We start from the raw sequence: 20,353 nt of genomic DNA, 5'->3' as shown, positions 1-20,353 counted from the left end.
CGCTGCGGAGCCGCACTCCACCTGGCAGCCGCCTTCCGCGCCGGCGACGGTGGCGTTTTTGACAATGATCTGGCCCACGCCGGAAGCCACCAGCAGAGCGTCCAGGATCTCATCTCTGGATTTGCCGAACCGCTCAGCTACCGTCATGGTCACTGCGGGCAGAATGCCGCAGGCGCCGGCGGTTGGGGCGGCACAGATGCGGCCCATGGAGGCGTTGACCTCAGAGCAGGAAAGGGCCCGGGCCATCATCTTATTCATAAAATCGCCGGAGATGGTGTTGCCGGAGAGCATGTATTTGTTCATCTTTTGGGCGTCGCCTTTGATCATCATACCCATGGTGTCCCGGGGCTGTTCAATGGCAGAGGTGGCGGAGTTGACCATGACCTCATAATAATCCCACAGGCGGTTTTTGACCTCCTCTGGGGTGCGGCCGGTCTGCTCGGTCTCGTTGAGCAGCACGACTTCGCTGATTCTCATATTTTTCTCCTTGGCCACAGCCAGGAGCTCATATCCAAAATTATACACAGGCGCGCCTCCTAAATATTGATTACCATAATATCCAGCACTCCTTCGATCTGCTTGAGCAGCTCGATGGTGTGGTCGCTGACCGGCTCATCGGTCTCGATGATGGTGGTCGCCTCCAAGCCTTTGCCGGTGCGGTTCAGGCTCATATTGGCAATGTTGATCCGGTCGGCCAGAAGGGTGGTGCCCACCTCTCCCACAATGCCCTTTTGATCCCGGTGTTTGAGGATGATGGTGGTGAATTTTCCAGAGAACTGGATATCAAAGCCGTCGATATTGGTGATAATGATATTGCCGCCGCCGATGGAGGAACCGGTGATGGTGCTCAGCAGCTTATCATCCTGGTAAAACTTCATCATGACGGTGTTTTCGTGGGCGCCCTCCAGTTCCACCGGCTGGAAGCTGTAGGCAAGGCCCATCTCGTCGGCGATGGCAAAGGAGGTGCAGAGCCGGTCGTCCGACTCGTTAAAGCCCAGTGCGCCAGCCACCAGAGCCCGGTCGGTGCCATGTCCTTTGTAAGTCTGGGCAAAAGAGCCGTGGAGGTAGAACTCCACTTTATTGTAGGGTTTGCCCACAATGGAGCGGGCCACGCGGGCAAGCCGCGCCGCGCCGGCAGTATGAGAACTGGAAGGTCCGATCATAACAGGACCCAGTATGGAAAAGATGCTGTATTCCACAAAATCCACCCTTTCAATTCATTTCATCCGTGTCGCACCGCTCCGGAAACTGCCGGGATACAGATGCGCACGCGCGGCGAAAGGCAAACAGCCAGTGCATCCGCGGGTAGGCTTATCCCAAACCGCCACCCATGGGCAGATGTTTGGATTTGTCCATATACCACGGTCATTATACCATAAACCGACTGGGTTCACAACAAAAATCGCGCATCAGCCATTGGAAATTGTCTGCAGACACTGTAAATATTCCCGCTGGGCTATACAATGCGCAGCTGGATGGGTTTTCCCCGGCGATAGAAGGAGAAATAACGGTACCCTACCGATTCCAAAAGCTCCATCCCGTCGGCAATGCAGAGTCCCACTTCCTCCGCACGGTGGGCGTCAGACCCGATGGTCACCGCCTCGCCCCCCAGTTCTCGGAACCGTTTGAAATACCGGATGTTGGGGATGGTGTCCCCCAGCGGATGGCGCAGGCCGGAGACATTGAGCTCCAGTCCCTTGCCATTCTGAGCCAGCACCCGGAGGATCGCATCGATCACCTCGTCGTAGCGGTCCATATCCACCGGAATGCCTTGAATGCCGGTGATGTACCGCAAGGGATAGGTCATATGGGCCAGCACATGGAAGCCGCCCCAACTGGCCACGTCGTATAGCTGCTGGTAATACCGGTCCAGCATGGGATAGATGTCCACCTGGGAAAAATCCATGTTGCAGAAATCCCCCATCCCCAGCAGGCCGTGGTGGGCTGCCAGGATGAAGTCGTAATCCCCCAGGTTGAGCGCCCGGTCGGCGATAAGCAGGTTGTCCATGGGCTGTCCCAGCTCAATCCCTATGGAAACGCTCAGCTTGCCGTGGAAGATGTGCCGCGCCATCCTGGTTTCAAAAATCGACTGCTTCATCCGCAGTTCAAACTGGCCTTCCTCATACTCGTTGGTCTCGCAGTGGTCGGTGATGGAAATGCCGGAGAGCCCCCGCTCTACCGCGGTTTCGCAGAGCAGGGTAATCCGGTGGCTCCCATCCGGTGAGTTGTCCGAGTGCACATGGCTGTCGAACAGGTTAATCATTTTACAATCCCTCCAGTCTCTTGGAGAATCTCTATAGTACAAAGCTGTGGCTTTGCCATTTAAGCAGCTTTTAGGCGGCACACTTTTCGGGAGGAAATCACCTGCCAGCGGGGCTGAGCCAGCTTTCCTCTTTTGGCGCCCGATACTTTTTTATTCATTGTAGCACAACAAAACGATGAAATCCTATGGCAAACCTGCGGGATTTTGCCCTTTTTTTCCCTGTAAAACTAGGTAAAGCGCTCCCCTCCCCACCCGCTAAAAAAGGATAGCCCGTGGTGGGATTTTCCCCCGCCGGTGTTTATCCCCGGGGAAAATTGTGCTACAATAATTGCATGGCAATGATTGGGGGAGAAATCCTCCTTGGGTGCAGCGGCTTTTCCTGTATTTCTTCTCTTAAGACAACTACAGCGAGGTGATTACTATGAATTCCATCCTCCGTTTGGCCCTGGCCGTCAACCGCGTGCTGCCGGCCAACCCGCAGCTCTGCTACGAATCCATCGCCACCACCCTGGATTCCCTGGTGGATTCCCCGGCGGATATTATCCTGTTCCCTCAACTGGCCTTCTCCTCCCCCAGCTGCGGCAACCTGTTCTCCAACCAAGCCCTGCTGGAAAGCTGCATGGAACAGCTGGACCATCTGCGCATCGCCTCCCGGGATTTGGCAGCCTACCTCATCGTGGGCCTTCCCGTGTGGGACAACGGCCAAGTGGTTGCCGCCTGCGCCGTCCTTTACCAGGGGAAGCTCCTGGGGTACGTAGCGGATTCCGCCCATCTGTCCACCGCCGAGAGCGAGCTCTTCCTACCGCCGGACACCTTGTTCCAGTGCGGGGACTTGAGATTTTCCATCCTGCCCTGCAACCCGTTGGAACTCCCCCTCAAGGCGGTTCCCCTTGCCCAAAACGGATGCGACTTGATCCTCTGCCCCTCCTACGAACCGGTGACTGCCGGCTCCATCGCCCGGGCAGAGGAAGGGGTACGGGTCCTCTCCCGGACCTTGGGCTGTGCTGTCGCCGTCTGCAACGGCGGGGTAGGAGACACCTCCTCCCCCTGGCTGTACCGGGGCTATGCCTTCGCCTATGAATGCGGGGAAAAGCTGGGCGGTTTTGTCAGCCAATACGAGAGCGAGCTATGCCAATGCGACCTGGACGCCGACGTCATCCGCACCCAGAAGGCTTATGCCCGCAGCAAAAAGCCGGCCTTCACAGTGGGCGCCCAAGGCGGGAAACGGGGCCTCCTGCGGCCGGTCCGCCCCGACCCCTACCTGCCGGAAGACCCTGCAGCTGCCGATGCCTACCTGGATGAACTCTTTTCCATGCAGACGGCTTCCTTGGCGGCCCGCCTGCAAAACACCGGCCTTAGCCGGATGGTTGTGGGCGTCTCCGGCGGGCTGGATTCCACCTTAGCCCTGCTGGTCTCTGCCGCGGCAGCCGACGCCCTGGATCTCCCCCGGGAGAACGTGGTGGCGGTTACCATGCCCGGCTTTGGCACCAGCGACCGCACCTACTTCAACGCCCTCTCCCTCATCGAGCACCTGGGGGCAACCGGCCGGGATATCTCCATCAAGGCGGCGGTCCTCCAGCACTTTGAGGATATCGGCCACGATCCGGCCAAAAAGAACACCACCTATGAAAACGCCCAGGCCAGGGAGCGGGCCCAGATCCTTCTGGACCTGGCCAATGCGGTAGGCGGCCTGGTGGTGGGCACCGGCGACCTTTCGGAGGAGGCCCTGGGGTGGAGCACCTTTGCTGGGGATCATATTTCCAACTACAACGTCAACGTCTGCATCACCAAGACGATGATCCGCCGGATGGTGGACTATATCGCCCGGGCGGAACTGCTGGGCGACGCCGCTGAGGTGCTGCGGGATATCCTGGACACCCCGGTGAGCCCGGAACTCCTCCCCCCTGACGCAGCCGGCAACATCCAGCAGAAAACCGAGGACATCCTGGGGCCCTACGCCCTTCACGATTTCTTCCTCTACTACCTGGTGAAGTATGGGTTCCGGCCCTCCAAGCTCTATTACTACGCCTGCGTGGCGTTCTCCGGCCGGCTGGACCCCGCCTACATCCGGGAAAAGCTCATCTTCTTCCTGCGGCGGCTCGCCCTGGGGCAGTTTAAGCGCTCCTGTGCGCCGGACAGCGCCGTGCTCACCGACGTCTCTTTGAACAACGCGGTGTTCTACCTGCCCAGCGACCTGAACATCTCCGCCCTGCTGGAGGACATCCCCGCCAGCCTGGACGCCGCCCAATCCTGACCTATTTTAAAAACTTCAATAGAAAGCGTGGGTAACAACTTATGTTCAGCTTCAAAAACGACTACAGCGAAACCGCCCATCCCCGCATCCTGAAGATGCTGGCAGACACCAGCCTTATCCAGACCGATGGCTACAGCCAGGACCCCTATACCGCTGAGGCCATCGCCCTCATCCGCAAAAAGCTGGAGGATGAAACGGTGGACATCCACATCATCCCCGGCGGCACCCAGACCAACGTCATCGCCATCTCCGCGTTTCTGCGGGCTCACGAGGCGGTGATCAGCGTGGAAAGCGGCCACATCAACTGCCACGAGACCGGCTCCATCGAGGCCACCGGCCACAAGGTCCTCACCGCCCCCGCAGCGGATGGCAAACTGACGGTGGACCTGATCCGCCAGGTGTATGAGGCCAATCAAGAAGAACACACACCCCGCCCCCGGCTGGTCTACATCTCCAACTCCACCGAGTTGGGCACCATCTACACCAAAGGCGAGCTCTCTGCCATCTATGACTACTGCAAGGCCCACGGCATGTACCTCTTTATGGACGGCGCCCGCATCGGTTCCGCCCTCTGCTGCAAGGGGAACGACCTCACCTTCCCCGACCTGCCCCGGCTGTGCGATGCCTTCTACATCGGCGGCACCAAAAACGGCGCCATGATCGGCGAGGCCTTGGTCCTCTGCAACGACGAGCTGAAGAAGGACTTCCGGTGGCACATCAAGCAAAAGGGGGCTATGCTGGCCAAGGGCAAAGTGCTGGGCATCCAGTTCGGCTGCCTCTTCCAGGATGACTTGTACCTGGAGCTGGCCAGCCACGCCAACGCCATGGCCGACATCCTGCGGGAGGGCATCGCCCAGGCAGGCTACCCCTTCCTGGTGGATTCTCCCTCCAACCAGCTGTTCCCCATCTTCCCTGACGACCTGCTCCAGGAACTGGAAAAGGATTATGGGGTGACCGTTTGGGGCAAGGTGGACGACACCCACACCGCCGTGCGGCTGGTGACCTCCTGGGCCACCCCCGAAGAGCGCTGCCATGAGTTTGTCACCACCCTGCGCTCCCTGAAAAATTAAGCCATTCCAATAAAAGCGCCCCCTCTTCGGATACAAACTCCGGGAGGGGGCGCTTTTTGCAAGAAAAAAGAGGAGGCCAAAGCCTCCTCTTTGTATGATGACAGAAAGGGTTAGATGGTGGTGATGTCCACCAGCTGGACGTCCTCCATGCCCCGGTGCTGGCTCAGGCAATTGGCCAGGGCGTTGGCGGTATCCAAGGAGGTCAGGCAGGGGATGGAGCGCTCCACTGCTTTGCGGCGCATCTGGACGGCGTGCTCCATGGGTTTGCGGCCCTTAGAGGAGGTGGAGATCACATAGTCGATCTTATCCTCTTCAAAGAGATCCAGGATGTTGGGGGTGCCCTCCTCCAGCTTGCGGACGGTGTTGGCCGCCACCATGTTGGAATTGAGGGTCAACGCAGTGCCGCTGGTGGCGTAAATGGTGAAGCCCAGTGCCTCAAACTTCTCGGCGATGGGGATGATCTCCTGCTTGTCGGAATCCCGGACAGTGATGAGCACCCCGCCTTTTTTCTCACCGGTCATCTTGTAACCGGCGGCGCTGAGACCCTTGAGCAGCGCTTCCTCAAAGGTGCGGCCGATGCCCAGCACCTCGCCGGTGGATTTCATCTCCGGCCCCAGGTGGACATCCACATCGTGGAGCTTCTCAAAGCTGAACACCGGGACTTTGACCGCCACATAATCGGCATGGGGATACAAGCCAGTGCCGTAGCCCAGATCGGCCAACTTGGCGCCCAGCATGATCTTGGTGGCCAAATCCACCATGGGTACGCCAGTCACCTTGCTGATATAGGGTACGGTGCGGGAGGAGCGGGGGTTGACCTCGATGACATAAACCTCCCCTTTGTAGACAACATACTGGATGTTGACCAGGCCGATGACATTCAGCTCCCGGGCCAGCTTGCCGGTGTAGTTGATGATGGTGGCCCGGATCTTCTGGGAGAGGTTCTGGGCCGGATAGATGGAGATGGAGTCGCCGGAGTGGACGCCCGCCCGCTCGATGTGCTCCATGATGCCGGGGATCAGGTAGTCATGGCCGTCGCAGATGGCGTCTACCTCCACCTCGGTGCCCATCATGTACTTATCGATGAGCACGGGGTTTTCCAGCCCGCCGGAGGTGATGATCTCCATGTACTCCACCACATCCTGCTCCGAATGGGCGATGATCATGTTCTGGCCGCCCAACACGTAGGAGGGGCGCAGCAGGACGGGATATTCCAAATCCTCGGCGGCTTTGACCGCTTCCTCGGTGGTGAAGACGGTGTGGCCGGCGGGGCGGGGGATGCCGCATTTCTCCAACAGCTCGTCAAACCGCTCCCGGTCCTCGGCGGCGTCGATGCTGTCGGCGCTGGTGCCCAGAATGTTGACGCCCTTCTCCTGCAGGTGTTTGGTCAGTTTGATGGCAGTTTGGCCGCCGAACTGGACCACGCAGCCCCAAGGCTTCTCCACCTCCAGGATACTGTCCACATCCTCGGGGGTCAAGGGGTCAAAGTACAGCCGGTCGGAGGTGTCGAAGTCGGTGGAGACAGTCTCCGGGTTGTTGTTGACGATAATGGCCTCGCAGCCTTCCTCTTTCAGCGCCCAGACGCAGTGAACCGAACAGTAGTCGAATTCAATGCCCTGGCCGATGCGGATGGGGCCGGCGCCGAATACCAGAATCTTCTTTTTGCCTGAGTGGTTCTCTTCCACAAACTGGGCGGCTTCGTTCTCCTCATCGTAGGTGGAGTAGAAGTAAGGGGTTTTGGCCGCAAACTCGGCGGCGCAGGTGTCTACCATCTTGAAGCTGGCAGAGCGGTGGAAGTCCTTACAACTCTGGCCGGAGAGCTTTTCGATGGTGGAATCCAGGAATCCGTTCTTTTTGGCGGCCAGGTATTTCTCCTGAGTCAGTTCCCCTTCCGAGAGGCCCTTCTCCATCTGGGCCAGCTTTTGCAGCTTGGAGAGGAACCACTTGTCAATCATGGTGATGCGGTGGATCTCATCCAGGGAGATGCCCCGCTTGATGGCCTCGTACACCACAAAAATCCGCTCGTCGTCGCAGTTGTGGAGCAGCCCATGGATTTCCTCATCGGTGTGGGGAGCCAGCTTGGGCATGGAGAGGGTGTCCAGCTTCAGCTCAATGGAGCGGACCGCCTTCATCATGGCCTGCTCGAAATTGACGCCGATGGACATCACCTCGCCGGTGGCCTTCATCTGGGTGCCCAGGGTGCGCTTGCCGTAGACAAATTTATCAAAGGGCCATTTGGGGAATTTGACCACCAAATAGTCGATAGCGGGTTCAAAGCAGGCGTAGGTGGTGCCGGTCACCGCATTGAGAATCTCGTCCAAGGTGTAGCCGATGGCAATTTTGGTGGCAACCTTGGCGATGGGATAGCCAGTGGCTTTGGAAGCCAGAGCAGAGGAACGGGAAACCCGGGGGTTTACCTCGATGACCGCATACTCAAAGGAGGTGGGGTGCAGGGCAAACTGGCAGTTGCATCCGCCTTCCACCCCCAGGGCCCCCACAATGTTGAGGGCGGCGGAGCGGAGCATCTGAAACTCTTTGTCCGAGAGGGTCACCGCCGGGGCCACAACGATGGAATCGCCGGTGTGGACGCCCACCGGGTCCACATTCTCCATGGAGCAGACGGTGATGCTGTTGCCCTTGCGATCCCGGATGACCTCAAACTCGATCTCCTTCCAGCCGGAGATGCACTTCTCCACCAAAATCTGGGTGATGGGGGAAAGCCGCAGGCCGTTCTCGGCGATCTCGTGGAACTCCTCCATGGTGTTGGCGATGCCGCCGCCGGTGCCGCCCATGGTGAATGCAGGCCGGATGATGACCGGCAGGCCGATCTCCCCAACGAAGTCGATGCCGTCTTGGAGGTTTTCCACCACTTTGGAGGGGATGCAGGGCTGGCCGATCTCCTCCATGGTGTCTTTGAACATCTGGCGGTCCTCCGCCTTGTCGATGGTCTCCCGGTTGGCGCCCAGCAGCTTGACGTTGTGGGAGGCCAGGAAGCCCTCCTTATCCAGCTGCATGGAGAGGGTCAGACCGGTCTGTCCGCCCAGGGTGGAAAGGAGGCTGTCCGGCTTTTCGATCTCGATGACCCGCTTGACGGTGTCGATGGTCAAGGGCTCGATGTAGATGTGGTCGGCCATGGCTTTATCGGTCATGATGGTGGCGGGGTTAGAGTTGATAAGCACAACCTCCAGCCCTTCTTCTTTCAGGGCTCGGCAAGCCTGGGTGCCCGCGTAGTCAAACTCCGCGGCCTGGCCGATGACGATGGGGCCGGAGCCGATCACCAGGACTTTTTTGATATCGCTTCTTAACGGCATACAGCATCCTCCTTTGTCTTTTCAATCAACTCCACAAATTCCCGGAACAGACCATCGGTATCCCGGGGCCCAGAGCAGACCGCCGGATGGAACTGGACGGTAACGCAAGGGAACACAGTGTACCGCACGCCCTCGCAGGTCTGGTCGTTGGCATTGACGTGGCTGATTCGGCCCATCTCCTGGGGAATAGAGGTCACGGTGTAGCCGTGGTTCTGGCTGGTGATAAAGGTAGTTCCAAAATCCAGGTCGGTGACCGGCTGGTTGCCGCCCCGATGGCCATGTTTCATTTTTACAGTCTCTCCGCCCATGGCAAGAGCCATCATCTGGTGGCCCAGGCCGGCTCCCAAAATCGGGAGGCCGGTTTTGGCCAGCTCTTTTAAATTGGCGATAATCGCCTGGTTGTCCGCCGGGTCCCCAGGGCCATTGGAGAGCATGATGCCGTCCACATGGAGTTCTTTGATCTCCTGGGCATTGGTCAGTGGGGGCACCACAACAACGCTGCAGCCCAGACGGTTCAGCCAGCGGCGGATGCTGTATTGGTAGCCAAAATCATACAGGGCGATGGTGTATTTGGAACCTTCCACTGGGAAAGGCTGGCTTTCCTTGCAGGAGGTCTCCTCCACAGCGCTGGCGACCCGGTAATCGGCGATCTCCTGGAGCAGCTGGGTTTTATCCTCAGGCAGTTCGGTGGTGATACAGCCGTTCATGACGCCGTTTTCCCGCAGGATGCGGGTCAGGGCGCGGGTGTCGATGCCGTAGAGGCCGATGACCCCCTGCTCCTTCAAAAACTGGTCCAAATCCTCGGTCATGCGGAAGTTGGAGGGGGCGTCGCACCACTCCCGGACAATATAGCCTTTGGCATAAGAGCGGGAGGACTCAAAGTCTTCCCCGTTGATGCCGTAGTTGCCCACCAAAGGGAAGGTCTGGGTGATGATCTGGCCGCAGTAACTGGGATCGGTGAGGGTCTCCTGGAAGCCCACCACGCCGGTGGTAAACACCACTTCGCCGATGGTTTTGCCCTGGGCACCGAAGGAGTAGCCTTCGAACACCTTGCCGTTGGCCAGGAGGAGATAGGCTTTTTTCGCTTGTTCCATAGTATGTTCCTCCTACTTGCTTACAGTGTGATTTTGGGGATGTACTGGGTGATGTCATCCCGCATGCGGATGGCTTCGTTCCGGGCGGCGGCCGCGTACTCCTCACCGGGGACGTTCTGCTTCTTCCATGCGGTCAGGATGGCGCGGGAGGAGTTGACAATGGCCCCCAGGCCTTTCTCATCAAAGGCTCCAGCCACATCGGCCGCAGTTCCGCCCTGGGCGCCGTACCCAGGCACCAGGAAGAAGGTGTGGGGGGCTTTTTTCCGCAGCTCTGCCAGCTGGGCGGGATAGGTGGCCCCCACCACAGCGCCCACTGCCGAATAGCCGTATTGGCCCATGGACTCAGCACCCCAGGCCTCGCACATGCCAGCCATGATGCTGTATACCGCCTCGCCGTCGATCTCCCGGTCCTGGAGCTCCCCAGAGGAGGGGTTGGATGTTTTCACCAGGGCAAAGATGCCCTTGTCCTTGGCATTGCAAATGCCTAAAAGGGGTTTGATGCCGTCGGTGCCCAGGTAACCGTTGACGGTCAGGGCATCGCCGCCAAAGGGCTCTGCCACCGCGCCGTTGATGGAGATCTCCCCCAGATGGGCTACGGCATAGGCCTCCATGGTGGAGCCGATGTCGTTGCGCTTGCCGTCGATGATGACGAACATCCCCCGGCTCTTGGCGTACTGGATGGTCTCATAGAGGGCGCGCATCCCCTCATAGCCCAACATTTCGTAGTAGGCGCACTGAGGCTTCACCGCGGGGACGATGTCGCACACCGCATCGATGATGCCTTTGTTGAAGGCGAGGAAGGCTTCAGCGGCCCCTCTGAGGGTGTTGCCATGCTCTTGGAAAGCCGCTTCCTTGATGTGTTCGGGGATGTAATCCAACTTGGGGTCCAGGCCCACTACGGTGGGGTTTCCGGTTTCCACAATGCGCGCAATCAAACGATCAAATGACATATCTCATATCCTCCGTCTCTTAGCCTCTATGTGTGATCCTGCCGCCAAGCAGGGTGAATTTGACCTTTCCGGTGAAGGTTGTCCCCAAAAACGGGGTATTGCGGGATTTGGAGCGGATATCCGCCTCAGTGAAGGTCCACTCCTCCTGGGGATCGATGAGGGTGATGTCCGCCCACTCCCCGATAGCCAAGGTGCCGCCGGGAACCCCCAGGAGTTCGGCCGGATTTGTGGACATCAGCCGGATAAGCTGCATCAGGGAGAGCACCCCGGTTTTTACTAGAGAGGTGTAACTGGCGGCAAAGCTGGTCTCCAGCCCGATGATTCCATTGGGAGCGGTCTCAAAGTTTGCCTTTTCCTCGGCGGCGTGGGGGGCGTGGTCGGTGATGATGGCATCGATGGTGCCATCCCGAAGTCCCTCGATCACAGCCAGCCGGTCCTCCTCCTCCCGCAAGGGGGGATTCATCCGCCAGTTGGCATCCCGGTTTAACAGCGCTTCGTGGGTCAGCAGGGTGTAGTGGGGAGCGGTCTCACAGGTGACCTGCACCCCCCGGGCCTTGGCGTCCCGGATGAGGGCCACCGACCCTTTGGTGGACACATGGGCGATGTGGATGGGGCAGCCGATGGAGTCCGCCAAAGCGATCTCCCGGGCGGTGATACTGTCCTCGCTGGCCCGGTCCATGCCGGGGACTCCCAACTTATCGCTGACCCAGCCCTTGTGGATGATCCCCTTGCCGATGATGTCCATATCCTCGCAGTGGCTGATGGGCAGAAGGCCATATCCCTTGCCGGCCCGGATGCCCTCCAACATGAGTTTTGCGTTTTTCACCGGGTGCCCGTCGTCGCTGATGCCCACGGCCCCCGCCTCTTTGAGGGCGGCGAAGTCGCACAGCTCCCCGCCGGACTGTCCTCTGGTGATGTCGGCGATGGGGTAGACCCGGGCGTCGGCGCCCTCTGCCTTGTCCAGGATGTAGCGGATCACCTCGGGGCTGTCCACCGAGGGCTTGGTGTTGGGCATGGCCGCCACGGCGGTAAACCCGCCCGCAGCCGCAGCCCGGCAGCCGGAGAGGATGTCCTCCTTATAGGTGAAGCCGGGGTCCCGCAGGTGGACGTGCATGTCGATGAGGCCGGGGGCAGCCACCAATCCGGCGGCTTCGATGACCTCGTCCGCCTTTTTGTCCAGCTTCGGGGCAACAGCGGCAATTTTGCCGTCCTCCACCAAGATATCCCCCACCATATCCATGGCTTTTGAGGGGTCTAAAATCCGCGCTTGTCTGATGAGCAGTGTTTTCATCCATCCACCTCTTCACTGGGGGCACAGATGGTAACCGCATCCACGCCGTCCCGTTCTATGGTTTTTACCTGCACCACCTCATGGGAGGAAGTGGGCACATTTTTGCCGATGTAGTCCGGCCGAAGGGGGAGCTCCCGGTGGCCCCGGTCCACCAACGCGGCCAATTGAATGCTCTGGGGGCGGCCCCGGCTCATCAAGGCGTCGATGGCGGCCCGGACACTGCGGCCGGTGTAGATGACATCGTCCACCAGCACCACCCGCTTGCCCTCAATGGCGAAGGGGATATCCGACCGGTCCTGGGTGGATTTGCTCCCGTCGTCCCGGCAAGGGGTGATATCCAACTTCCCCACCTCCACCGGTTTTCCCTCGATCTCCCCAATTTTCCGGGCAATCCGGTGGGCGATATCCACCCCGCCGTTCATAATGCCCACCAGGCAGAGGTTGTCCACCCCTTTATTGCGCTCCACAATCTCAAAGGAGATGCGGGCAATGGCCCGTCCCATGGCCGACTGATCCAAAATGCGGGCTTTTTCCACCAGCATTCGAGCACCTCTCTTTCTTCATTATTGTATAAAAAAGACCTATCCATCATCGCTGACGGATAGGTCTTATGGTTCCAGCACAGAAGAAAGGGCCCATTCTGCCCTTCCCTGCTTTTCTTCCATTGTTAAGACGCTACCTTGTCAGCCTCACGGGACCAACTTAAAGGTTGCCGGGTATTGTTACAGATTGCAATTTTACCTGCAATTATTATACCGCAAAACCCCCGGAATTGTCCAGCGCAAATGCTGGGAATTCCGAAGGCATTTTCCGGGAAATTTCATGCAAAACCCCCAAAGAGGTTCCAATTGTTAAAGGGCTTCCACCGACTGGAGGAAATTCTCTATATCCGCCTGCCGGTCCGGCGGGAAAGTGCAGACAAAGGAGATGATGTAATCCCCTTGGCGCTGCACCAGATACCACTGGGCCAGCTCCTTTTTCTCCATGACGGTGGTGAGGATTGTCCAATCCCCACCCGCAAAGGAATGGTCTGCCGGCACGTCGATCACATAACCATTTGGGTTGTTTTCTTGGGTTAGGAGCTGCTCCGAAAGCTTTTTGGCGTAATCAAGGGCGGACAGCTCCTCTTCCCCGCTGGCCTTGAGGTTTTCCGCCATCAATTGGACCATGGGCATGCCGGAATCCGTCGTCTCATCGCCGATGACAAAGTCAAAGATGAGGGTTTTTTTGGCGACTTCTTTATCCTGCTCTTCTTTGTTCTCAAACTGGCGGCGATCCAAGCTCATCAGCCGGAGGATTTCCCGCTCGCCTACAATTTTATACCCCTCGGGCAGGGGAAAGGTGAGGCCTAGGTAATCATTTTTATAGGTGGTTTCCTCCCAAACGCCGCGGCGGTAATCCCCTTGAACCTCTGGGACATCACCGCCGGGCTCTGTGGTTTTTTGCTCACAGCCGGTCAGCGCCGCCACCATGACACTGCACAGGGCCAGCAGGAGAAACAGGTTCCGAAAACTTTTGGTCATAGCCCTTTGCCTCCTACAGCGCCTGGATGCTGTTTAAAAACTCAATAGTTTTGTCCCTGCCGTTTTCCCCCTGGAAGGTGCAGACAAAATTGTACACCCAATCCCCTTTTTTGGCCATCAAATACCATTGGTACACGCCTTTTTTGGGGATGGTGGGCATTACCAGGAATTCCTGACCCGCTACTGTCATGGTGGTGTAATCTTCAATCTCGGTCTTGGGGCTGTGCTCCGCCAGAACCTGTTTGTGCTCATCGGCATAGGTCTGCAGGTCGATCTCCGGCCCGCTGGCCGATTGGACCAGGTTGTCCACCAGCATCCAAACCCCCGGGACCCCCGATTGGTCATATACGTAAAAATCGTAGATGATCTGCCGCATGGCGATGGCCTGCAGCAGCTGGTCATCCTCTTCATACATATCCGGCTTTAAGCCCATTTCCTTGAGTATCTCTTTCTCGGTGTAAACGGTCCAGCCCATGGGGAGTTCAAAAGTGAACCCCAGTTTTTCATTGGTGTAGGTCCTGCCATCCCAGCTGCCCCGGATATAGGATTCCTCTGTCAAAGGCAGCAGATCCTCCGGCGCGATATAGACCGTTTCCTTCTTATTGGAACAGCCGGCCAGCAACAACATCGCCGCCAATCCAAAAGCGAGAACTCTTTGTAGCTTTTTCATCACAATCACCTATTATCTTTCTTGAATTGGAGAGAAACTAGGCTAATTATAACATATCTTTTCCCTCGATACAAGGACGTATCTTGGGGAAAGAGGCAAGTCGTTGGGGATCTCACGCCGCCCCCTTGGGCCTGGCCCCGTTTTCTTTAGGGGGGCCAGCCCTCTCGCCCCCGGTCAACATCCTGTAGGAACGAGGGGCCCTCGTGCCGGCCCCTTGAACCCCCGGCACTTCCTCTTATGCGGATAAAAGGAAGCAAAACCCGCCGGGGAGACCCCGATCCCCCCTATTGGTGCACCGCAATGGGTGTGCAGAGTTCCGGGGACACTTCATACCTGCTGGAAGGTAAAGTTAAAGCCACCCTTTTCAGAGCGGCTTCATTCCTTTATAAATTCAAGAACATCATTGGGTGTACATTCCAATATATTACACAGACGTTCCAATGTGTGGACGGTAATCCCTTTATTATGCTTTAAATTATGTATTGTATGAGAACTAACCCCGTATTTTTCAATAAGGGTGTAGGTTGTGACAGCTTTAGCTTCCATTGTTTTCCAAAGTGGCCGATAGCTAACCAACGCCTTCCCCCCCTTTTGAAACAATAATTCCTTTATTTCTATTATCATTCCAAAATTGAGGATTGCATATACTGAAAAATATGACTATAATAGAACTATAACGAACAGAAAGGAGGGAGGGATTTGATTTCTTCGTCATTCATAGTAAATCTTTTTAAAAGCTGTGAATCCTTAAAACAGTGGTCACTTTCTCCCCTTATTGAAAACGATGCAACCTATCAGCAAGATTTAAAGGACTGTACCGCGTTAGAAATCCGCCTGGAACAACTGGCCATTGGGTCTGAGCAGCGAATGGTTATCAGCGATTATATTGCATGTAAAAATAGCCTCACTGCCCAATACTCCAACTTGAGTTATCTTGCAGACTTTCATAATTGTATCCAAGTCATGGCACTTTTTCAGAATTCCCAACAAAGTCTATTCGATGTTTTATGTGCAGAATCTATAAATACAGATAATTTATAACTTGCATGAATAATCTCTACCCTTATTGGAAGCTTCTTCATCACATAAAAAAGGAGACAGCCTGGTTGGCTGTCTCCTTTTGCACGCTAGTCTTTGGGGCGCATGGTCGGGAACAAGAGCACATCGCGGATCGACGCAGAATCGGTCAGCAGCATCACCAACCGGTCCAGGCCGAAGCCCAGGCCGCCGGTGGGGGCAAGGCCGTATTCCAGTGCGGTGACATAGTCTTCGTCCACCTGGGGATTGGAGCCGGGCTCCTGGGCCTTTTTGGCTGCTACCTGGCGCTCAAACCGCTCCTTCTGGTCGATGGGGTCATTGAGCTCGCTGAAGGCGTTGCCCATCTCCCGGGCGCAGATGAAGTATTCAAACCGCTCGGTGAAAGCGGGCTCCTCCGGTTTGCGCTTGGCCAGGGGGCTGTTCTCCACCGGGTAATCGTAGATGATGGTGGGCTGGATCAGGTTCTCCTCCACAAAGGCGTCGAAGAACTCCACCAGGACTGCGCCCTTGGTGGCGTCGGCGGGGACTTCCACATGTTTCTCCTTGGCGCAGGCGCGGGCATCCTCATCGGTCTTCCAGTCGTAGTAATCACAGCCGGAGTACTTTTTCACCGCCTCCACCATGGTCAGCCGTTCCCATTTGCTCATGTCGATCTGGGTGCCCTGGTAGGTGATGACCGGGCTGCCACAGATCTTGCGGGCCAGCATCTCATTCATCTCTTCCACAAGGGCCATCATACCCTTATAATCGGTATAGGCCTGATACAGCTCAATGGAGGTAAATTCCGGATTGTGTTTGGTATCCATGCCCTCGTTACGGAAGATGCGGCCCACTTCATAAACCCGCTCAAACCCGCCGACGATCAACCGCTTCAGGTAGAGCTCGGTTTCAATGCGCAGGTACATGTCCATATCCAAGGTGTTGTGGTGGGTGATAAAGGGCCTGGCGGAAGCGCCGATCTCCAGGGGGGTGAGGACGGGGGTGTCCACCTCCAGATAGCCCTTGCTGTCCAGGTAACTGCGGATCTCCTTGAGGATCATGCTGCGCTTGACAAAGGTATCCCGCACCTCTGGGTTGACAATCAGATCCACATACCGCTGGCGGTAGCGGGTGTCGGTGTCCTTCAAGCCATGCCACTTCTCCGGCAGGGGCAGGAGGGATTTGGACAGCAGCTCCACCGAATGGACCTTGACGCTGATCTCACCGGCGTGGGTGCGGAAGACCTCGCCCTCGACCCCGACGATGTCGCCGATGTCATATTTTTTCCAGTCGGCATAGGGTTCTTCGCCGATCATGTCCTTGCGCACATACAGCTGGATGCGGCCGGTGGAATCGGCCAAGTCGCCAAAGCCCGCTTTGCCCATGCCCCGCTTGCTCATCAGGCGGCCAGCCAGGCGAACCATTTCACCGGGGGTCTCATCCCCCTCTTCTTTATCCACAAAATTGGCGATGACCTCCGCCGCGTGGCGGGTCACCTCGTATTTGGTCTTTTCAAAGGGGTTTTTCCCGGCCTCCTGAAGGGCGGCCAGCTTCTCCCGCCGAACGCGGAATACCTCGGAAAGTTCAGCAGCCTCCATCTCCTGGGTGGGCTCCAATGCCTCGCTCTTCGTTTCGCTCATATCGACACATCCTTTTGGTTTCTCTATTGATTTTGCAACCTATCTTTTTTATTATACCGGTTTCGGCGATTTTTGCAAGCCCAGCGGCAGCACTCCCGGGGGAAAAACCGGATTTTTTCCCGCCTGGGCCCTGTTTTTGCCAAAGAAAAAAGGCGCTTGCCGCGCCTTTTTTCAAAAGGAAATCCCTTGTGCTTTACAGGGTGATCTCCAAAATTTTAAACTGCAGGACGCCAGCGGGGACTTTAATATCCACCACTTCGCCCACTTTGTGGCCCAGAAGGCCTCTTCCCACCGGGGATTCATCGGTGATGGTGTCCATCGACTGGTTGGATTCCACCGAACCGACGATGCGGTACTCCATCTCCTCGTCAAACTCCATGTCCAGGATTCGGACCTTGGTTCCCACTGAGACAATCTGGGTAGAAAGCTGGCCTTTGTCCAGGATCTTAGCGTTTTTCAGCTGTTCTTCCAGGGTCTGGATGCGGGCCTCCACAATGGCCTGTTCATTTTTGGCCTCATCATACTCGCTGTTCTCCGAAAGATCGCCAAAGCCCCGGGCCACCCGTATTTTTTCCGACACCTCGCCCCGCTTGATGGTTTTGAGGTCTTCCAGTTCATCTTTCAGGGCTTTGTAGCCTTCGGCAGTCATTAAAATCTCATTTGCCATGTTTTTCTTCCCCTTCTCGAAAGCGGATATCCCTTCCGCCGTATTAAGAATGCCCCTGCGCCCCCGGTTAGGGAAGCATGGGCATTGTGTTTTGTATAGAATTTGCAGGACCCTCCCGCAACAATAGTTGTATTATAGTAAATTCACTAATCTATGTCAAGCGCTAAAATGTTAATAGTTTATTTTACACCAAAAGTGCGCCGCAGGTACTCACAGAGCTCCCCCAAGCGGTTGGGCCTGCCTTTGCAGTCGGCCCTGGCAGCGGGGGAATCCTCCAGCTCTTTGGCCCCGCCCCATTCATAGAGGGCGCCATAAAAATCCGCCGGATGGATGCCTTTGGGGATGGTATCCCCAGGGCAGGCAGGGGAGAAATCCTCCAATATTTGGCACCTTCCTTGGAGACAGAGGGGAGCAGCCGCAAAAAAGAGACCGCGCGGCGCGGCTTCCTCCCCGCTTTCATAAGGCGCCGGACAGTAGACTGCCATGCAGTCCCGCAGGAAGCTCAAGTTGTCCCCCACCAAAATAGGGGCTCCATACAAATCCAGCATCTGCCGCTGGAACACCTTGTATTTTTCCGGTTCCCCGGTTAAAATCCGCACGGTTGACGCCTGTTCCGCCAAAGCCATCGCTGCGGCCTGGTACTCCCCATCGGGGTCAATGATCCCCACAATCCGGCTGGAGGGCGGTATCCAAGAGCCCTTCAGACAATCCAGCAGCATCTGCAAAGCCAGCTTCGGCTGCAACTTCTTGGGGACGAACCTCTCCAGCGGCACCTGCGGCGGGATGGATATTTCCCGGGGCAGGATAAACGGCTCCCCCCCGATTAGCCGTATGACCTTTTTCCAGGGAATATCCTTTCGGCCGGCTTCTACTATAATGTGCCGGTATTCTCTGCCTGCGCCGGTTTCTATCCGTTCCACAACCTTTGCCGGCCGTAGTATCTCCAAAAGTTTTTGTCCCATACCATGGGGCTCTGTCCGCTGAACGGTCACCATTGTGAGCATTCGACCACCTCCGTCCCTTTACTATATGCTTGTCTCTTTTAATTTAGAGCAGGAGGGGCGTTTTTTTCGTCTGATTGGGGCGGTTGCCCGGGGGATTCTTCCCGGCAAATCAAAATGCCCCCGCCGGGAAAACCGACGGGGGCATCAAACAGGGGTTTATGGATTGGAAGAGGAGCTTTCCTCGCTGGAGGAACTGTCCTCTGAGCTGCTGGAACTCTCCTGGGAAGAGCTGGAACTATCTTGGGAAGAGCTGGAACTATCTTGGGAAGAGCTGGATTCCTCCCCTTCCGGCGAACTGGATTCGCCTTCTGAGGAACTGCTCCCCCCTTCCTCCCCCTCCTGGGAAGAGGAAGGTTCTTCTTCCACTGGGACGGTGTTTTTCACATCGCCGCCTGCCACCTCCAGCGCTTTGATCAGCTGGGGGTCGTTGGTCTCGTTGAGCTCCAGGAAGTTCTTCTCCTGTTCCGCAGAGAGTTTGACTTCAAAGTCCGGCTTGACGCCGATTTGGTCGTAGTTAGGGCTCTTAGGCGGGTTGTACTTGCCCACGGTGATATCCAGGGCGGAGCCGTCCTGAAGCTTATAGATCCGCTGCATCAATCCTTTGCCGTAGCTGTTGACCCCGACGATGCTGGCCTTTTCATAGTCCTTGAGGGCCTGGGCGAACAGCTCGGCGGCACTGGCGGATTTCTGGTTGATCAGCACCACCATGGGGAGGTTTTCCTCCTTGGCGTCGCTGGTGTACAGCACCTCGGTAGTGCCGTCTTTATAAGTGGCAGAGACGATGTCCCCTTCCGGAACCAGCATATCCAAAATCTGAGCCACCGATTTTACCGTGCCGCCCGGGTTGTTGCGGACATCAAACACCAGGGATTTGGCCCCATTGCCCTTCAGGTCATCCAGCGCCCGTTTGAACTGGTTAGTGGTGCTGTCGTTGAACTCCTTGATCTTCAGGTAGCCCACCTCGCCGATCATCCGGTGGTTGACAGTTGGGACCTCGATGCGGCGGCGGGTGACTTCCACCGAGATATCCTCCGATTCCCGGCGGATGGTGACGTTGACCTTGGTGCCAGCATCGCCCTGCAGGGCTTTGACCGCCTGCTCGGCCGTCTCGGCGGTGACATCCAAGTCCTCCACCTTGACGATCAGATCGCCCACCTTTAAGCCGCTGGTCTCTGCAGCGGAATCGGGATAGACCTCAATGATTTTGATATAGCCGCTGGCATCGATCACCGTGCCGATGCCGATGGTGGCCATCTTTCCATCGTAGCTCTGCATCTGCTCCGCATACTGCTCTGCGGTGAAGTACATGCCGTATTTGTCGCCGATGCCTGCTACATAACCGGCAACGATATGATCGTTGAGGGTGTCCTCATCAATGTCGCCGTAGTAGTTTTGCCGAACCAGGTGGTCTACCTCCTGCAGCTTGGAGTACATGGCTTCCCGCTCACTCAAATTGTTGCTTTTGGCGTTAAAAATCTGCATAGACCACAGAAGGGTGACACAGATGGTCAAAATCACCATCAACAAAGACATGGCGACAGCCAGACCCAATGATATTTTTTTATTCATGGCACACTCCTATCGCAGGCGGGATGATGC

The 20,353-nt window shown here is 56.9% G+C and carries 18 protein-coding genes; 3 read left to right on the top strand and 15 right to left on the bottom strand.

The window, feature by feature from the left end:
- The 3 genes from BQ5353_RS10160 to BQ5353_RS10150 all read right to left on the bottom strand — a co-directional run.
- A partial coding sequence (locus BQ5353_RS10160; RefSeq protein WP_204211306.1) for an L-serine ammonia-lyase, iron-sulfur-dependent, subunit alpha occupies positions 1-525 on the bottom strand: 525 nt, incomplete at its 3' end.
- Between the two features lie 11 nt (positions 526-536).
- Positions 537-1,199 (bottom strand): L-serine ammonia-lyase, iron-sulfur-dependent subunit beta, encoded by a 663-nt coding sequence (gene sdaAB / locus BQ5353_RS10155; protein ID WP_074026341.1) that lies wholly within the window; start codon positions 1,197-1,199, stop codon positions 537-539.
- 257 nt (positions 1,200-1,456) lie between these two features.
- A complete protein-coding gene (locus tag BQ5353_RS10150; protein ID WP_054331600.1) occupies positions 1,457-2,263 on the bottom strand; it encodes a histidinol-phosphatase HisJ family protein in 807 nt (268 codons plus the stop codon).
- Between the two features lie 421 nt (positions 2,264-2,684).
- Between BQ5353_RS10150 and nadE the strand changes: the two genes are divergently transcribed.
- Both nadE and BQ5353_RS10140 read left to right on the top strand, forming a co-directional pair.
- A complete protein-coding gene (gene nadE, locus BQ5353_RS10145; RefSeq protein WP_071428127.1) occupies positions 2,685-4,517 on the top strand; it encodes an NAD(+) synthase in 1,833 nt (610 codons plus the stop codon).
- 41 nt (positions 4,518-4,558) lie between these two features.
- A complete protein-coding gene (locus tag BQ5353_RS10140) occupies positions 4,559-5,587 on the top strand; it encodes a threonine aldolase family protein (protein WP_054331597.1) in 1,029 nt (342 codons plus the stop codon).
- A 110-nt stretch (positions 5,588-5,697) separates the two neighbouring features.
- On the opposite strand, the gene carB is transcribed toward BQ5353_RS10140, so the two are convergent.
- From carB to BQ5353_RS12465, 8 genes are all read right to left on the bottom strand, one after another.
- Positions 5,698-8,898, bottom strand: coding sequence for a carbamoyl-phosphate synthase large subunit (gene carB / locus BQ5353_RS10135; protein WP_071428125.1), 3,201 nt, complete (start codon positions 8,896-8,898; stop codon positions 5,698-5,700).
- Positions 8,889-9,992 (bottom strand): carbamoyl phosphate synthase small subunit, encoded by a 1,104-nt coding sequence (locus BQ5353_RS10130; protein ID WP_054331596.1) that lies wholly within the window; start codon positions 9,990-9,992, stop codon positions 8,889-8,891. Before BQ5353_RS10130 ends, carB begins: the two co-directional genes overlap by 10 nt.
- A gap of 20 nt (positions 9,993-10,012) precedes the next feature.
- Positions 10,013-10,942, bottom strand: coding sequence for an orotidine-5'-phosphate decarboxylase (gene pyrF, locus BQ5353_RS10125; RefSeq protein WP_071428123.1), 930 nt, complete (start codon positions 10,940-10,942; stop codon positions 10,013-10,015).
- A gap of 19 nt (positions 10,943-10,961) precedes the next feature.
- Positions 10,962-12,233: a dihydroorotase gene (locus BQ5353_RS10120; RefSeq protein WP_071428121.1), complete on the bottom strand. Its 1,272-nt coding sequence runs from the start codon at positions 12,231-12,233 to the stop codon at positions 10,962-10,964.
- On the bottom strand, positions 12,230-12,772 hold the full coding sequence (gene pyrR / locus BQ5353_RS10115; RefSeq protein ID WP_054331701.1) for a bifunctional pyr operon transcriptional regulator/uracil phosphoribosyltransferase PyrR: 543 nt from the start codon (positions 12,770-12,772) through the stop codon (positions 12,230-12,232). Before pyrR ends, BQ5353_RS10120 begins: the two co-directional genes overlap by 4 nt.
- Positions 12,773-13,084: 312 nt before the next feature.
- Positions 13,085-13,756 (bottom strand): hypothetical protein, encoded by a 672-nt coding sequence (locus tag BQ5353_RS10110; protein WP_071428119.1) that lies wholly within the window; start codon positions 13,754-13,756, stop codon positions 13,085-13,087.
- Positions 13,757-13,769: 13 nt separating this feature from the next.
- A complete protein-coding gene (locus BQ5353_RS10105; protein ID WP_143117216.1) occupies positions 13,770-14,426 on the bottom strand; it encodes a hypothetical protein in 657 nt (218 codons plus the stop codon).
- Between the two features lie 375 nt (positions 14,427-14,801).
- Positions 14,802-14,972, bottom strand: a complete 171-nt coding sequence (locus BQ5353_RS12465; protein WP_321164303.1) for a helix-turn-helix domain-containing protein — start codon at positions 14,970-14,972, stop codon at positions 14,802-14,804.
- A 153-nt stretch (positions 14,973-15,125) separates the two neighbouring features.
- Here BQ5353_RS12465 and BQ5353_RS10100 point away from each other — a divergent pair, with 153 nt between their 5' ends.
- The gene (locus BQ5353_RS10100) at positions 15,126-15,467 is read left to right on the top strand and encodes a hypothetical protein (protein ID WP_071428115.1); all 342 of its coding nucleotides are present in this window, start codon (positions 15,126-15,128) and stop codon (positions 15,465-15,467) included.
- An 86-nt stretch (positions 15,468-15,553) separates the two neighbouring features.
- On the opposite strand, the gene lysS is transcribed toward BQ5353_RS10100, so the two are convergent.
- The 4 genes from lysS to BQ5353_RS10080 all read right to left on the bottom strand — a co-directional run bounded on the left by lysS (position 15,554) and on the right by BQ5353_RS10080 (position 20,323).
- Complete coding sequence (gene lysS / locus BQ5353_RS10095) at positions 15,554-17,083, bottom strand: lysine--tRNA ligase (protein ID WP_071428113.1); 1,530 nt, start codon at positions 17,081-17,083, stop codon at positions 15,554-15,556.
- Between the two features lie 193 nt (positions 17,084-17,276).
- Positions 17,277-17,750, bottom strand: a complete 474-nt coding sequence (gene greA / locus BQ5353_RS10090) for a transcription elongation factor GreA (protein WP_054331592.1) — start codon at positions 17,748-17,750, stop codon at positions 17,277-17,279.
- Positions 17,751-17,929: 179 nt separating this feature from the next.
- Positions 17,930-18,754: a hypothetical protein gene (locus tag BQ5353_RS10085; RefSeq protein ID WP_071428111.1), complete on the bottom strand. Its 825-nt coding sequence runs from the start codon at positions 18,752-18,754 to the stop codon at positions 17,930-17,932.
- 156 nt (positions 18,755-18,910) lie between these two features.
- Positions 18,911-20,323 carry a S41 family peptidase gene (locus BQ5353_RS10080; RefSeq protein WP_071428109.1) on the bottom strand — a complete coding sequence of 471 codons (1,413 nt, stop codon included), beginning with the start codon at positions 20,321-20,323 and terminating at the stop codon, positions 18,911-18,913.
- Positions 20,324-20,353 lie beyond the last annotated feature (30 nt).

Source organism: Merdimmobilis hominis (assembly GCF_900104615.1).
GTDB classification, from domain to species: Bacteria; Bacillota; Clostridia; order Oscillospirales; family Ruminococcaceae; genus Merdimmobilis; species Merdimmobilis hominis.
Note: the sequence above shows the minus strand (reverse complement) of the source record. Positions and strands in the feature narration are given on the sequence as shown.